The sequence below is a fragment of the Hyphomonas sp. KY3 genome (genome assembly GCF_017309975.1).
Classification (GTDB): Bacteria; Pseudomonadota; Alphaproteobacteria; order Caulobacterales; family Hyphomonadaceae; genus Hyphomonas.
Window position 1 is genome coordinate 2,926,408 of the sequence record NZ_CP022271.1, and the last position, 13,841, is coordinate 2,940,248.

At 63.0% G+C, this 13,841-nt stretch carries 15 protein-coding genes and 1 tRNA gene; 6 read left to right on the forward strand and 10 right to left on the reverse strand.

Annotated features, from left to right (window positions below):
* Positions 1–20: 20 nt before the first annotated feature.
* The 3 genes from CFA77_RS14065 to trxB all read left to right on the forward strand — a co-directional run bounded on the left by CFA77_RS14065 (position 21) and on the right by trxB (position 3,045).
* Entirely contained in the window at positions 21–935 is a 915-nt protein-coding gene (locus CFA77_RS14065; protein ID WP_206991229.1) for a DMT family transporter, read from the forward strand.
* A 92-nt stretch (positions 936–1,027) separates the two neighbouring features.
* Complete coding sequence (locus CFA77_RS14070) at positions 1,028–1,990, forward strand: cation diffusion facilitator family transporter (RefSeq protein ID WP_206991230.1); 963 nt, start codon at positions 1,028–1,030, stop codon at positions 1,988–1,990.
* Between the two features lie 86 nt (positions 1,991–2,076).
* Positions 2,077–3,045 carry a thioredoxin-disulfide reductase gene (gene trxB, locus CFA77_RS14075; RefSeq protein ID WP_206991231.1) on the forward strand — a complete coding sequence of 323 codons (969 nt, stop codon included), beginning with the start codon at positions 2,077–2,079 and terminating at the stop codon, positions 3,043–3,045.
* A gap of 4 nt (positions 3,046–3,049) precedes the next feature.
* On the opposite strand, the gene CFA77_RS14080 is transcribed toward trxB, so the two are convergent.
* The 8 genes from CFA77_RS14080 to CFA77_RS14115 form a co-directional block, all read right to left on the reverse strand.
* Complete coding sequence (locus CFA77_RS14080) at positions 3,050–3,814, reverse strand: hypothetical protein (RefSeq protein ID WP_206991232.1); 765 nt, start codon at positions 3,812–3,814, stop codon at positions 3,050–3,052.
* A gap of 65 nt (positions 3,815–3,879) precedes the next feature.
* Positions 3,880–3,956: transfer RNA gene (locus CFA77_RS14085), tRNA-Met, on the reverse strand.
* A gap of 90 nt (positions 3,957–4,046) precedes the next feature.
* Positions 4,047–4,397 (reverse strand): DUF983 domain-containing protein, encoded by a 351-nt coding sequence (locus CFA77_RS14090; RefSeq protein ID WP_242517380.1) that lies wholly within the window; start codon positions 4,395–4,397, stop codon positions 4,047–4,049.
* Between the two features lie 49 nt (positions 4,398–4,446).
* Positions 4,447–6,078, reverse strand: coding sequence for an ATP-binding protein (locus tag CFA77_RS14095; RefSeq protein ID WP_206991234.1), 1,632 nt, complete (start codon positions 6,076–6,078; stop codon positions 4,447–4,449).
* Between the two features lie 150 nt (positions 6,079–6,228).
* Positions 6,229–6,828, reverse strand: a complete 600-nt coding sequence (locus tag CFA77_RS14100; protein WP_034810690.1) for an ATP-dependent Clp protease proteolytic subunit — start codon at positions 6,826–6,828, stop codon at positions 6,229–6,231.
* Between the two features lie 139 nt (positions 6,829–6,967).
* Positions 6,968–7,840: a hypothetical protein gene (locus tag CFA77_RS14105; RefSeq protein WP_206991235.1), complete on the reverse strand. Its 873-nt coding sequence runs from the start codon at positions 7,838–7,840 to the stop codon at positions 6,968–6,970.
* A gap of 105 nt (positions 7,841–7,945) precedes the next feature.
* Positions 7,946–9,781 carry a DNA helicase RecQ gene (gene recQ, locus CFA77_RS14110; RefSeq protein ID WP_206991236.1) on the reverse strand — a complete coding sequence of 612 codons (1,836 nt, stop codon included), beginning with the start codon at positions 9,779–9,781 and terminating at the stop codon, positions 7,946–7,948.
* Positions 9,782–9,830: 49 nt separating this feature from the next.
* On the reverse strand, positions 9,831–10,721 hold the full coding sequence (locus tag CFA77_RS14115) for a histone deacetylase (protein ID WP_206991237.1): 891 nt from the start codon (positions 10,719–10,721) through the stop codon (positions 9,831–9,833).
* A gap of 137 nt (positions 10,722–10,858) precedes the next feature.
* Here CFA77_RS14115 and CFA77_RS14120 point away from each other — a divergent pair, with 137 nt between their 5' ends.
* The 3 genes from CFA77_RS14120 (at position 10,859) to CFA77_RS14130 (ending at position 12,537) form a co-directional block, all read left to right on the forward strand.
* Entirely contained in the window at positions 10,859–11,554 is a 696-nt protein-coding gene (locus CFA77_RS14120) for a pirin family protein (protein ID WP_206991238.1), read from the forward strand.
* Between the two features lie 82 nt (positions 11,555–11,636).
* Positions 11,637–11,948 (forward strand): cupin, encoded by a 312-nt coding sequence (locus CFA77_RS14125; protein WP_206991239.1) that lies wholly within the window; start codon positions 11,637–11,639, stop codon positions 11,946–11,948.
* Positions 11,949–12,045: 97 nt separating this feature from the next.
* Positions 12,046–12,537, forward strand: a complete 492-nt coding sequence (locus tag CFA77_RS14130; RefSeq protein ID WP_206991240.1) for a hypothetical protein — start codon at positions 12,046–12,048, stop codon at positions 12,535–12,537.
* Here the strand turns inward: CFA77_RS14130 and CFA77_RS14135 are convergent.
* Positions 12,534–12,953, reverse strand: coding sequence for a 6-carboxytetrahydropterin synthase (locus CFA77_RS14135; protein ID WP_206991241.1), 420 nt, complete (start codon positions 12,951–12,953; stop codon positions 12,534–12,536). The two genes, CFA77_RS14130 and CFA77_RS14135, sit on opposite strands and share 4 nt — an antisense overlap.
* A 129-nt stretch (positions 12,954–13,082) precedes the next feature.
* Positions 13,083–13,790, reverse strand: a complete 708-nt coding sequence (gene queC / locus CFA77_RS14140; RefSeq protein WP_206991242.1) for a 7-cyano-7-deazaguanine synthase QueC — start codon at positions 13,788–13,790, stop codon at positions 13,083–13,085.
* Between the last annotated feature and the right edge of the window lie 51 nt (positions 13,791–13,841).

The window sequence follows — 13,841 nt, forward strand, 5'->3', positions numbered from 1 at the left end:
TGGTCTACGGTCCGCGGCCTATGACCGCCCGCCTGCTCTCCGCCCCCATGCTGATCGCCGCCTTTGCCATCTTTGTCGGCACGGGCGTAGACGCTCTGGTGAAGGGCGTCGCGCCCGATGCGGGGCTGCAGCATCTGGTGGCCTGGCGTTTCCTGTTCGGCACGGTGATCGCCTTTGCGGTCTTCCTGGCCCAGCGCAAGCCTGTGCCCGGCTGGGCGGCAATCCGGTTCCACACATTGCGCGGCCTGCTGCAGCTGTTCTGCGCGTTCACCTTCTTCTATGCCCTCACCCAGCTGCCTCTGGCCGTGGCCACGACGCTCGGCTTCACGGCGGCGCTGCTGGTTGCGCCGGTCGCGCGCCTCCTGCTGGGGGAGAAGATCAGCCCTGTTGCCGCGGGCGCCACCCTGCTGGGCTTTGCGGGCGTCGCCTTTGCCCTCTCTGGCCAGTCCGGCGCGGGCGAGGACGCGGGCAACCAGACGCTGGGCCTGATCGCGCTGTTCAGCTCAACCATCGGCTATGCGTTCGTGCTCGTCCTGTTGCGCATGCGCGCCCTGATCGAGGACGCCACCACGATTGCGCTGTTCACCAATATCGTGCCAGCGCTGGCGATGCTGCCGGTCACGTTCGGCTTGTTCGGCGCGCCGGACTGGAATGACCTTCCGATCTTCGCGCTGCTCGGCCTGCTCGGCTATGGGGTCTGGTATCTGGCAACGCTGGCCTATGCCCGCGCCCCGGCGCAGCGGCTGGCCCCTCTGGAATACACTTCGCTGGTCTGGTCCGCCCTGCTCGGCCTGATTTTCTTCGATGAGATGCCGGGCTGGCAGCTCTGGGTCGGCGCGGTGGTGATCATCACGGCTTGCCTGGTCGTCGCCTTTGAAGGCCGGTTCCGCACCCGTCGCGAAGCGCGCATGCCCGCCAGTGACCTGCCGGAATGACAGCCCGCGGGATGCAGATGCTATAGCGTCACGAACGCAACGCTATCACAGGCCGATTGACCCCTTCCCCCAGACCCGCCAGTACAGCCGATATGAGCGATCACTCCCATTCTCACCACCACGATCACGATCATGCACATGGCCACAGCCATGAGCATCATGCCGACATGACCAGCGCCGACTCGCGTCGCCGCGTCGCCATAGCCGGGCTGCTGACAGCCGCCTTCATGTTTGCCGAAGTGGCGGGCGGCCTGATCTCCGGCTCGCTGGCCCTGCTGGCCGATGCCGCGCACATGCTGACCGATGCCGGCTCGCTGGCCCTCGCCTGGGTGGGGTACAAGCTGGCCGAACGCCCGGCCGATCCGCAGCGCTCCTACGGTTTTGCGCGGATGAAGATTCTCGCCGCCTTCACCAATGGCATTCTTCTGGTCGCGCTGGCCTGCTGGATCATGTGGGAAGCCGTGCATCGCCTGCTGGATCCGGTTGATGTGATGGGCGGCGTGCTGATGGCCGTCGCCGTGGGCGGCCTGCTCGTCAACATTCTTGCCTTTGCCATCCTGCATGGTGGCAGCAAAGAGGACCTGAACCTGCAAGGGGCGCTCTGGCATGTCGCGGGCGACCTGCTCGGCTCGATCGCGGCCATTGGCGCGGCGATCATCATCATGACCACCGGCTGGATGGCCGCCGACCCCATCCTGTCAGCGCTGGTGGCCCTGCTGGTCCTCATCGCCGGGGTGCGCATTGCCCGCAAGTCCGGCCATATCCTTCTGGAAGGCACGCCTGCCGGGCTCGATCCCGAAGACATACAGGCCGACCTGCTGGCCGAGATCGACGGCATCGCGGGCGTGGCCCATTTCCATGCCTGGGCCCTGACCGAATCCAAGCCCCTGATCACGCTGGAAGTCACCGCCGCCCCTGGCGCCGATCCTGACCAGCTGCGCCGCGCGGTAAAGGCCCGCCTCGCTGACCGGTTCGATGTCTTCCATGCCACGGTCGAAGTCGTCTGCGACGGCAATAACGGGGCTTTGGGCCCCGCCGGGCAGTGTTCACATTGATATGATGCCCGCAGCACTTTAAGGCTCATGCCGCAGGCCCCATATGCCGGGCCGACATGACAAGAACAGATGGCGGATCCTTCGCAATGGCTGACACGAAACACACCGAAATCCTGATCATCGGCTCTGGCCCCGCTGGCTGGACCGCCGCCGTCTATGGCGCGCGCGCCATGCGCGATGTGACCGTGGTGACCGGCATGCAGCCCGGTGGCCAGCTGACCATCACGACCGAGGTCGAGAACTATCCCGGCTTCACCGAGATCCAGGGCCCGGACCTGATGGTGAAGATGCAGGAACACGCCGAAGCCATGGGCGCAAACGTGATCAATGATCACATCGCCGAAGTCGACTTCTCCTCGCGCCCGTTCAAGGCCGTCGGCGAGAGCGGCACCACCTACACGGCTGATTCCGTTGTCATCTCCACGGGCGCACAGGCCAAATGGCTCGGCATCCCCAGCGAAGAGAAATACAAGGGCTTCGGCGTCTCCGCCTGCGCCACCTGTGACGGCTTCTTCTATCGCGGCAAGGAAGTGCTCGTCGTCGGCGGCGGCAACACGGCCGTTGAAGAGGCCCTGTTCCTCACCAATTTCGCGTCCAAGGTCACGGTCGTGCACCGCCGCGAAGGCTTCCGCGCAGAGAAAATCCTGCAGGACCGCCTGTTCAAGAACCCGAAAGTCGAAGTCATCTGGAACAGCGTGCTCGACGAAGTCCTCGGCGGCGGCAACCCGGCTGGCGTCACAGGCGCGCGCATCAAGAATGTCGAGACCGGCGAGACCACAGACCTGCCTGTCCACGGCGTCTTCATTGCCATCGGCCACGCTCCATCGACCGAACTGTTCAAGGGCAAGCTGGAGATGAAGGACAATGGCTATCTGATCACGGCGCCCGACTCGACCGCGACGGAAATCCCCGGCGTCTTCGCAGCGGGCGATGTCACAGACGAGACCTATCGTCAGGCTGTCACAGCCGCTGGCATGGGCTGCATGGCGGCGCTCGAAGCCGAGCGCTTCCTCTCTGAACAAGAGGCCCACGCCGAAGCCGTCGCAGCGGAATAGCGCGCTAGAGCATACCCGCCGCGATCTCCTGGGCGCGGCGGTCATCTCTCAGCATTTCGGCTTTCAACATGGCCGCGCGCGCCTGCATGACGCGCTCGAGCTCGGAATCGACAGCTGCGGCAAGGGCTGCGTCCAGCGCGGACAATACTTCATCACGATACTTGCGCGCATTCAGCGCCGCGAGCGCCCGCGCCCATTGCCAGTGAACCGACGCCTCATCCGGCGCAGCGGCTATGGCGGCCTCATAATGGTCGCGTCCGTCAGAGACCCCCGCCCCCATGATCATGGCCCCGATCCGACCGCCGCGATTGACGACTTCCAGATTCCAGACCGACAGGAAACCGTGCGCATAGACATTGCCGGGCTCGTCTTCCAGCACGCCCCGCGCCAGGTCTCGCGCCTCTTCCGCCCAGCCGGTCTTGCGCGCCTCACGCGTGCTCATCGGTCTCAGGATCAGGGACAAGGCAATCGCCCGCTGCAAACGCCCCTCGGCATGGGCCGGGTCCATGATGAGGGCGACATTGGCGTCATCCAATGCCCGGTGCAGCACATCCTCCGGTGGGTCAGCCGGCCCTGACATCGCCTCTGCCAACAGCGCCCGCGCGCGAAAGGCCAGCGCATCTGCAGTTTTGCTATCCGACAGTTCCGTGAGGGCAGTATCATACTCCCCACGCACAAAGGCCGCCTCCGCCGCTGCCTCATCAGCCACCGCCAAGGGCGCAAAGGCCAGGCCCGCCAGTACGAATGCAAGGAAAACTGATCGCGTCATGGATGAACATGATAGGACGCTCAGCCCCGCAGGACCAGCCAGTCAATCAACATCAAAGCGGAAAATGGTGGTTCGGGGGAGACTTGAACTCCCGACCTCGCGATTATGAGTCGCGCGCTCTAACCAGCTGAGCTACCGAACCGTTTCGCTGTTGCGAAGCGCGCCTCATACACGCGGTTTCCCGCCTCCGCAAGCACCCGGCCTGCACGCGATGCAGGAGAATTCCGGGCCCTCAATCGGCCGTCCCTGCCCCATTGCCCATACCGGAGACCCAGAGCGCCGCGATGAAGGCACCCTTGATGCGGGGAAGCAGGAGGAGCACCGCCCCGGTGACGGCGATGGCGGCCACCGGCAGAGCCGCCCAGAGCGGGAAGTGGCCGAACGATACAAAGAAGGTTATTGCCACGAGGAACGGACCGAGCGACAGGACGGTCAACCAGGCCGGGCCATCATCGGCGCGAATGCTGCCAAGCGGTTCGCCGCAATGATCGCACGCATCGGCCTGTTTCAGGTAAGCCCGGAAAATCCGCCCCTGCCCGCATTTGGGACACCGAAATCGAAGCCCTCGCCCTATGGCGGTCATCAGGCTTGGTTTCTGGTCTTGCGCAGGCGTGTGACCCGTCATGCCCGGATCAGGCCAATTGGCGGTGGTCTGCTTCGGCCGCTGCTGCGCGATCCGCAAGGAGGATGTCGACAAGCGTCGCGACCAGCGCACGCGGCCGGATCGGCTTTTCGATGATTGTGGTGAAGCCCGCCTCTTCGCACGCCAGACGGCGCTCCGGGCTGACATCCGCGGTCACCGCAATGACCGGCGCAAGTGCATTCGGGCCTCGCCCATCGCGAATGGCCTTGAGGACCTCGTCGCCGGTGGCCCCCGGCAGGTGAATATCTGTCAGGATCGCCTGATATGTGTTGGTCGCGGCGCGGTCGATCGCGTCTTCGGCGGTCTGGACCGAATCCACCTGCCAGCCTGCCGCCGACAGGGCGCGGGTGACGACAAGGGCGCTGACGGCATGGTCTTCGGCCAGCAGGATGCGGCCGAGATCGAAGGCGCGCATGCGCGGCTTCGGCGGCGCACCGGTGACCGCAAGCCGCGGCCCCGCCCGTTCGACGGGCATGGTGACGGTAAAGATTGATCCGCCATTGGGATTGTCTGTCAGCAGGATTTCGCCGCCGAGACGCTTGGCCAGCCCCTTGGCAATGGACAGACCCAGGCCGGATCCGCCATGCGTGGCGGCGGTAGAGGCATTGGCCTGTTCAAAGGCTTCGAACAGGCGCGCCTTGTCGAGATCGGTGATGCCACAGCCCGTGTCTTCCACCGTCATGCGCAATTTAAGGTTTCCCGCGGCTTCGAATGTGGACAGCTCGACGCCGATATATCCGCGCTCGGTGAATTTCAGCGCATTGCTCATCAGATTGAACAATATCTGGCGCAGCCGCATCGCGTCGGCTTCCAGCCTTGCCACAGCGCCGCCGGCGACCTTGATGCGCAGGTCCAGCCGTTTGCCGGCAATACGCGACTGCCAGAGGTCACGCGCTTCATTCGCGAAATCGTGCAGGTCGAACGGCGCATTGTTCACGGTGAGCTTGCCAGCTTCCAGGCGTGACAGATCGAGCAGGTCGCTCAGCAGTCGGTCGAGATGGTGCCCGCTTTCCGAAATGGTGCGCGCGAGGCGTTTCGGCTCACCGCCGCTCACGCTGTCCTGCAACAGGTCAGCAACGCCGAGAATGCCGGTCAGTGGCGTGCGGATCTCATGCCCGACAAATGCCAGGAAGCGTGCCTTCTCTTGTTCGAAGGCGCCCGTATCCGTCCGTGATTTCTGTAGCCGCTTTTGGGCGACCTGCATGGCGCGGGCGCGGGCGGCGTTTTCCAGCGCGACGGCGGAGAGCATCGCCGCGGGGCTGATCAGGCCGAGATACTTGCCGTCAGACAGGACGATCACGCCATCGGTCAGCGCCGAGGTCGAGCCGTCCGCGGCGAGCTTTGCCACCAGGCCGATCGGTGTTCCAGCCTCGCACATGATGGGATGCTCGATCATGATTTCGGTAATGCGCGTGGTGCCATTGGCTTGACGGGCGCTGGGGGTTGCAAGCGCCTCGAACACGGACCGGCGCGAGACCATGCCCAGCGCAGCGCCATCGCTGACAATCGGCACGGCAAATACATCAGGATGGGCGAGCAACCGCGTAAAGACCGCTGACACGGTCGCAGCTGTGGGTACAGGCCGCACAGCGACCGCAATGTCTTCTACTCGTACCGGCATGAAAGCGACGGTGTCCTTACACAGGTTAAGAAGACACCTTGCTCCATAAACCTTTACGTGCGGCAAACACATCCCTAACCAAAAATGAACGCCCGATCCTTTTGGAGGACCGGGCGTTCATTTCGGTAATCTTTCAGCGCGGGGGCGCGCCTAGTTGACGTCGCTGCGATGGTTCACGACCTTGCCGACGAGGCCGTATTTGACGGCTTCTTCCGCGCTCATCCAGAAGTCACGATCGGTGTCTTCCTTGATCTGTTCCAGCGACTTGCCGGTGGCGGCTGCGAAGATCTTGTTGAGGCGTTCGCGCATCTTGATGATCTCGCGGGCCTGGATTTCAACATCCGTGGCCTGGCCGCCAACACCGCCCCGCGGTTCATGAAGCAGGAAGCGGGTGTTCGGCAGGCAGAAGCGGTTTTCCTTCTTCGCCGCCGCATAGATCAGCGCGCCGGCCGAGGCGACCCAGCCGGTGCCGAGGATTTTCACGGGCGCTTCGACGAATTTGATCATGTCGTGGATCATGTCGCCGCTTTCGACGTGACCGCCGGGCGAGGAGAGGACCAGCAGGATCGGCTCCTTGCTTTCGGCCGACAAGGCCAGCAGGCGCTGGCTGACACGGCGGGCGGCATGGAAATCGATGCCGCCGGTCAGCAGGATGGTGCGGGCCTTGAACAGCGCTTCCTCAAGGAAGGCATTCGGCTCGGACTGGGGCTTTTCTTCTGTCTCGTCATCGAGGCGGTGCAAAAGGTTCATGAGGACTCCGAAAGGCGGGAAATCTGGTTGAGCCTATAGGTGAGGTGCCACGCGCGCCGGGTCAAGGCTGGACCTGCCTGTCCGCGCGAAAACCTGTGACAGCGACCGGCGAGATCAGGCCGCCTGACGGAGCGTCTTGTCAGGGTGTCGGCACATCAAGAGAGGCGTTCCAAATTACTTCGAACCGCCGCGCGAATCCTTCGACCTGATCAACAATATGATTAACCTGCTCGCTGGGCGTGCACTCGTCTCCGCACGACCCTGGAGAAAAAGCACCAACATGAAATCCTATCCGATAGCCATTCGAATGGGTGGACCAAATGATATCGCACCGATGACGATAACAATTGAACCAGAGGGGGCTCTCCATCACCATGGCATCTCTGGACAAGGCAATGAAGCTTGGAATGCGTGACTCGGCATCCAAGGGTGGAACGTCGCCAACAACCAATTCGTATCGGTCAGATACTTGAAAAAACGCTTCGGATAGTTTGTCAGCGGGCGTCACACGACGCAGGGTATCGTAGCCGAAGTAAATCGATCCCTTGGGTTCGGACCAGATAATCACTTGAGAGCCTAGGCGCGTCTCGCCCTCCGCGGCACCGAAATGCCGAGCCAATCCATCGCAACACCGGCTCATGACAATGTACTGCGCTTCCGGCGCCACAAACCGTGCGTGTGCATAGGAAGCGATGGCTTCGGGGTTATTAATATTGCCCCCACGATACTCATACTTGGTATCGGGCATTTGCGAGATGCTCACCCGCGTCGCTTTGCCAAGATCATCCCGGCCATGGAACCAGCTCCAATGGGGGATGGAATGCCATTCCTCTGCCATCCGGAAAGAAATATACTGCACTGGGAATTGAAAGCAGTCATTCTCGTCACAATAGCCAGGGGGCGCAGGCGCCTCAGGAATGTCCAGCATTGCGGGCTTGTCCCGAACGAATGCCAGGAACAGGAATAATACAATGGTCGCGGCAACTACGAGGTAGCCGAAGCTTTTCAGCATACGCCTCTCCAATCCCGCCCAACACGGTCAGACTAACAGACCACTCCTTTTGCGCGCAAAACACATAACTTATAGTTGATAAGAACTATCAAGATATCGCATTGATTACGCCGCCTCGCCGACGATGCGGGAGACATCTTCGGCGTAGCGCTGGGCCTTTTTCTCGCCGACGCCGCTGATCAGGCGCAGTTCGTCGGCGTCGGCGGGGCGCTCGCGGGCGATCTCGGCGAGGGTGCGGTCATGGAAGATGACATAGGGCGGCACGCCGCGCGTCTTGGCGGTCTCGGTGCGCCAGCTGCGCAGCATGTCGAACAGGATCTGGTCGCGCTCCGACATGTCAGCCAGCGCTTGCGCCGCCACGCGGCTCTTGCCCTTGGCGCGCTTGCGGGTGGCGGCGGGGTCAGCGCGCAGCATCAGGGTGCGGTCGCCCCGGAACAGGGCGCGGGCGGCCTCGGCATCCGGCACGACGACCGCCGGCCGGTTCATCTCACCGCCCTCGGCCAGCATGCCATCATAGAGCAAGGCGTCGAACACGCGGCCCCAGCCCTGTTTCGGCATGTCCCTGCCGATGCCATAGGTCGACTGGGTGGAAAGCTCCTCGTCGAAACTGTCCTTGGCCTGTCCGAGAAGGTGATTGATCAGGCGGCCGCGCCCGATCTTCTGGCCGCAGCGCAACACGGCGGAGACCGCCATCTGCGCCCAGCGGGTGGCATCATAGGGCTCGCCGGTCTCGCCCCGGCAGGTGTCGCACGCGCCGCAGGCCTCGACCCCCTCTTCCCCGAAATAGCGGCGCACGGCAGCGCGGCGGCATTCATCGCCATCGAAGAAGGCAAACAGCTGGCGGGTCTTGGTGATCTGCACGCGCTTGACCGCTTCGGGCGCGTCGCCCTCATAGGTCCAGCTGAGCGAGCGGCGCATGTCGGCGGGGCCGTAGAGCGCGACGCCTTCGGCGGGCTCTCCGTCGCGGCCTGCGCGGCCGACTTCCTGCCAGTAGGCTTCCATCGTCTTGGGCGGATCAGCATGGATGACGAAGCGGACGTCCGGCTTGTCGACCCCCATACCGAAGGCGACGGTGGCGCACATGACGAGGCCATCTTCCAGCAGGAAACGCCGCTGGCGCTCGGCCCGTACATCCGCATCGAGCCCCGCATGATAGGCGAGCGCCGTGATGCCCGCGCGCTCAATGGCTTCGGCGAGATCTTCGGTGGCGTTGCGGGTGGCGGCATAGACGATGCCGGACAGGCCCGGACGCGCCTTGACGAGGGAGACGACCCGCTGGGCGCGGTTGCCTTCCTTGGGCTCGGCGGCGAGGGCGAGATTGGGCCGGTCGAAGCTCGCCACATGGACGGCCGGTTGGGTGAGGTCGAGCTGGGCAAGGATGTCGTCGCGCGTACGGGTGTCGGCCGTGGCGGTCACTGCGAGGCGCGGCACACCGGGGAACAGATCCTTCAGACGCCCGAGCGCGCGATAGTCCGGGCGGAAATCATGGCCCCATTGGCTGACGCAGTGGGCCTCGTCCACGGCAATCAGCGAGACCTTCATCTGGGCGAGGCGCTGGGCCAGCCCCGTGCCCATGCCTTCGGGCGAGACATAGAGCAGATCCATCTCGCCGCGCGCGGCCGCCTCCAGCGCTTCGGCGCGGGCATTGAAATCCATCGAGGAATCCAGCCGCTCGGCGCGCACGCCGACCTGTTTGAGTGCATCGACCTGATCGGCCATCAGCGCGATCAGCGGCGAGACGACAATGCCGACGCCATCACGCAACAGCGCCGGGATCTGGTAGCAAAGCGACTTGCCGCCGCCGGTCGGCAGCACGGCGAGGCCATCCTTGCCCCCCAGCGTGTCGGCGATGACATCCTCCTGCAGCCCCCGGAAGGCGTCATAGCCATAGACGCGCTTCAGCAGCGCGCGGGCATCATCAAGAGTTGGCTGGGCAGGCATCAGCCTCTTGTGGCGACGCAAGTGAGTCGGGGCAAGAGCACAGGTGCCTTCACGCAGCCGCGCCGAACGCCTCGACAAGAAACGTATGGCGACGGGCGACGGCGCGGGCGTCACGGGCATAGCCGCCGCCGAGGACACCGCAGAGCGGGATGCCGGCTGAGCGGCAGGCCCGCGCCACAAAGGCGTCCCGCGCGCGCAGGCCGTCATCCGTCAGGGACAACAGGCCCAACCGGTCTTCTGCATGCGGATCGACCCCGGCATTGTAGAAGACGATATCCGGCGACGTACCAAGCGCGGCCTCGACCAAGTCTTCCAGCGCGGCCAGATAGTCCGCATCGCCCGTGCCCTTCGGCAGGCCGATGTCCAGATCAGAGGGCGGCTTCTCGCGCGGCCAGTTCTGTTCGCAATGCAGCGAGGCGGTAAAGACGCGCGGATCATAGCGGAAGATCAGCGCCGTGCCGTCGCCATGATGGACGTCGCAATCGATGACCGCCACACGGCGCACTTCCTTCGTTTCCAGCAAGAGCTTTCCGGCAACGCCGACATCGTTGAACACGCAGAAACCCGCGCCGCCGTCGGGCCCGGCATGATGGCTGCCGCCGGCAAGGTTCACAGCGGCCCCCTGCTCCAGAGCAAGGCGCGCGGCGAGACATGTGCCGCCGACCGATGCAGCCGAGCGCCGGGCAATGGCGGGCGTGATCTCGAACCCGACCTTGCGCGCGGCCTTCGCGTCCAGCGTCTGGGTCATGATGGCGCTGACATAGGCCTCGTCATGCGCGAGGTGCAGCCAGTCTTCCAGCGCGGCCTCCGGGGCTATGAAACGGTGGCCCGCGTCGCGGAGAAATTCGGCCACGAGCGCATATTTGCGCATCGGGAAGCGATGGTCATCGGCGACCGTTTTCGCGTCATAATCGACATGGTGGATAATGGGCAGTGTCATATCGGGCGGAACCTAGCGGGTTTTCCGCCCGTTTCCACTTATGCACGGTGCGCATAGGTGTGATGGCTGGCCGCAATCTACAGGCTGCGCCCGGACGCGTCATATTCGCTGCAACACGAGCGCGAAAGGATATCGCCATGATTGAACACAGACCCTTCAAACAGCTCGGCCGGTTCCAGAATGACTGGCTGAATGCCAATTACCATTTCTCTTTTTCCGGTTATCACGACCCGAAGCGCATGGGCGAAGGCGCCCTGCGTGTCTGGAATGATGACACGATCCAGCCGCATACCGGCTTCCCGCCGCACGGGCACAGCTCGATGGAAATCATCACCTATGTCCGCACCGGCGCGATCACGCACAAGGATTCCATGGGCAATACCGGCCGTACCGAGGCCGGGGACGTTCAGGTCATGAGCGCTGGCGACGGTGTGCAGCATTCCGAGTGGAACGCCGAAGACGAGGAAACCACCCTGTTCCAGATCTGGATCCTGCCGCGTCAAGCAGGTGGCAAGCCTGGTTGGGGCGCCCGGAAATTTCCCAAAGGGGAACGGTCCGGCAATTGGGCGGTGCTGGCCTCGGGTGACGGCGCAGACGACAGCCTCGTCATCAATCAGGACGCCAATGTGCTCGGCGCGACACTGAAGGAAGGCGAAACGCTGACCTATGAAGTGAAGGAAGGCCGTCATGGATATCTGGTGCTGGCCGACGGATCTGTCGAGTTGAACGGCCTTGTCATGACCGGACGCGACGGGGCCGCCATCACCGGCCCCGAGACCCTGACGGTGAAGGGCATTGCCGACGCCGAGATCGTGTTCGTCGACACGGTTTGATCTCTGCCTCCGGCCACGTTACTTCGAAGACCGGGCCGCAGCGCAATGCGGCTCGGTCTTATTGGTTGTGGGAGGTCACACGATGCAAGTTATCCGCGGCAAGGCGTTTACCGCGCCCAAGGCCTGGGGTGCGATCGATGTCGCAAACATGGACGGGATCACCACACGCCTTCACTGGACCGACCAGCCCTATATCTGGCACGTCAATGAGGGTGAGGAAGTGTTCGCAGTCCTCGATGGGATCGTGGACATGCACTATCGCGAAGACGGTGCAGAGAAGATCGTGACGCTGGAAACAGGAGACATTTTCTTCGCCGGGATTGGATGCGAACATGTCGCTCACCCCCGGGGTGAAGCCCGCATCCTTGTGGTCGAGCAGGAAGGCAGTGTTTGAACCCCTGACAGGTGCACTCCACGCTCACAGGCCTGTGACTTCTACGGGCATGGGCCGCGTGGTAGGATGAATCTATAGCAGTTTTGGAGAGACTTCGATGAAACGACTAGTTCCCCTCGCCGCCCTAGCCTTGCTGGCCGCCCCGGCCGCGCTCGCAGGCGAAATCAATGTCACCTTCAGCCCGGAATTCACCGAGGAGCTGAACGATGAATATGGCATGCGCGAAGCTGATTACCTGATAGAAGAAGTGCAGGAAGACCTGACCCGCGAACTCGGCAAGGCCGGGCTCGACATAGCCCGCATTGATGTGACCATCCTTGACGCCAAGCCCAACAAGCCGACGTTCAAGCAATTGGGTGATACGCCCGGCCTTGATTATGGCGACTCCAAAAGCATTGGTGGCATGAAACTGTCAGCAACGGCCTTTGATGCCAGCGGCAAAGCGACAGGCGACCTGACCTATGACTGGTATGAGACTGATATTCGTTATGCCGGTATCTCGACCTGGCAGGACGCCAAGCGCGCCTCTGACCGGTTTGCCCGCAAATTTGTGAAAGAACTGACAGCCGCGACGCCGTCCGGCAGCTAGAGAACCAGCTCGCACCGCTCATTCAGGCTTGGCCGGGAAATGGCGACTTTCGTCAGGCCCGGCAGGCCTTCTTTCAGGTCGGCTGCTGCCCAGAGGCAGATCCGCTCCAGCGTCGGCACTTCAAGCCCTTCAATGTCATTCAGCAGCTTGTGATCCAGCTTCGCCGCCGTAGCCTGCAGGCAGGCGGTCAGATGAGAGAAATCCTCAACCCATTGCTCGCCTGGCTTGACCGTGCCCTCAACCGTCGCCTCCAGTACAAAGGAATGGCCGTGCACATTGCGGTAGCGATGCCCTTCAGGCTTGCCGCCCATATAATGGGCCGCCTCGAAATTCACAGATTTCGAGATCGCAAACACGCGGCCTTCCGGGCTGGTCGCCGCGGCTGAGGTGCTGGTCTGGTCAGTCTGTGTGGTCATCGGTTCGTTTCAATTCTCGTGCGGTTTTGCGCCAACAAGTGCTTGAGGCGCGGATTGGCGCCCAATTGCTGGAAAAAGCTCGAAAAGTCCAGTTGTTATGGCTGCTTCTTCTGCAAGTGAATTGGGTGTTCAGACACCGGCTTTCCAGCCTGCCCAGCCCTTTGCGCGCAGCTCACAAGCCGGGCATTCCCCACAGCCATAGCCCCACTCATGGCGCTGGCCGCGCTCGCCCAGATAGCACGTATGGGTATCTTCCGCGATCAGATCGACCAGCGCCTGGCCTCCCAAATCTTCTGCCAGCGCCCACGTCCCTGCCTTGTCTATGTACATTAGTGGCGTGTCGATCTGCATCGGAACATCGAGGCCCAGCCTCAGTGTTTCAGCCTGGGCGTCCATCGTCATTGCGCGGCAGTCGGGATAGCCCGAATAGTCCGTTTCGCACATCCCGCCGACCAGAACAGAAATGCCCCGGCGGCTGGCCAGAGCGCCCGCCAAGGTCAGGAACAGCAGATTACGGCCCGGCACGAATGTGGAAGGCAGGCCGGCCTCTGTCATCTCGATGCTGACATCGTGCGTCATCGCCGTTTCTCCGAGCGACTTCAGCACGGTGGCGTCGAGCATATGGTCCGGTCCAAGACGGCTGCCCCAGTCTGCATTTAGGTCAGCCAGACCCCGCCGTACCGTCTCCCGGCAATCGAGTTCGATCCGGTGGCGTTGGCCGTAGTCAAAACCGACCGTCTCTACGCGCCCGAATCGCTCAAGCGCCCATGCCAGGCAGGTCGTGGAATCCTGCCCTCCCGAGAAGAGGACCAGTGCGGCGGTAGAAGAATGTGACATGCTGCGCCTGTAACAGGCATGGGCAACGCGGCCAAGCAAGGGCGTTACATT

Excerpts from the sequence above, each read along its gene's own strand:
- CFA77_RS14065 (WP_206991229.1), top strand. The coding sequence starts at position 21 with ATGACCGCCCGCCTGCTCTCCGCCCCCATGCTGATCGCCGCCTTTGCC.
- CFA77_RS14070 (WP_206991230.1), top strand. The coding sequence starts at position 1,028 with ATGAGCGATCACTCCCATTCTCACCACCACGATCACGATCATGCACAT.
- trxB (WP_206991231.1), top strand. The coding sequence starts at position 2,077 with ATGGCTGACACGAAACACACCGAAATCCTGATCATCGGCTCTGGCCCC.
- CFA77_RS14080 (WP_206991232.1), bottom strand. The coding sequence starts at position 3,814 with ATGACGCGATCAGTTTTCCTTGCATTCGTACTGGCGGGCCTGGCCTTT.
- CFA77_RS14090 (WP_242517380.1), bottom strand. The coding sequence starts at position 4,397 with ATGACCGCCATAGGGCGAGGGCTTCGATTTCGGTGTCCCAAATGCGGG.
- CFA77_RS14095 (WP_206991234.1), bottom strand. The coding sequence starts at position 6,078 with ATGCCGGTACGAGTAGAAGACATTGCGGTCGCTGTGCGGCCTGTACCC.
- CFA77_RS14100 (WP_034810690.1), bottom strand. The coding sequence starts at position 6,828 with ATGAACCTTTTGCACCGCCTCGATGACGAGACAGAAGAAAAGCCCCAG.
- CFA77_RS14105 (WP_206991235.1), bottom strand. The coding sequence starts at position 7,840 with ATGCTGAAAAGCTTCGGCTACCTCGTAGTTGCCGCGACCATTGTATTA.
- recQ (WP_206991236.1), bottom strand. The coding sequence starts at position 9,781 with ATGCCTGCCCAGCCAACTCTTGATGATGCCCGCGCGCTGCTGAAGCGC.
- CFA77_RS14115 (WP_206991237.1), bottom strand. The coding sequence starts at position 10,721 with ATGACACTGCCCATTATCCACCATGTCGATTATGACGCGAAAACGGTC.
- CFA77_RS14120 (WP_206991238.1), top strand. The coding sequence starts at position 10,859 with ATGATTGAACACAGACCCTTCAAACAGCTCGGCCGGTTCCAGAATGAC.
- CFA77_RS14125 (WP_206991239.1), top strand. The coding sequence starts at position 11,637 with ATGCAAGTTATCCGCGGCAAGGCGTTTACCGCGCCCAAGGCCTGGGGT.
- CFA77_RS14130 (WP_206991240.1), top strand. The coding sequence starts at position 12,046 with ATGAAACGACTAGTTCCCCTCGCCGCCCTAGCCTTGCTGGCCGCCCCG.
- CFA77_RS14135 (WP_206991241.1), bottom strand. The coding sequence starts at position 12,953 with ATGACCACACAGACTGACCAGACCAGCACCTCAGCCGCGGCGACCAGC.
- queC (WP_206991242.1), bottom strand. The coding sequence starts at position 13,790 with ATGTCACATTCTTCTACCGCCGCACTGGTCCTCTTCTCGGGAGGGCAG.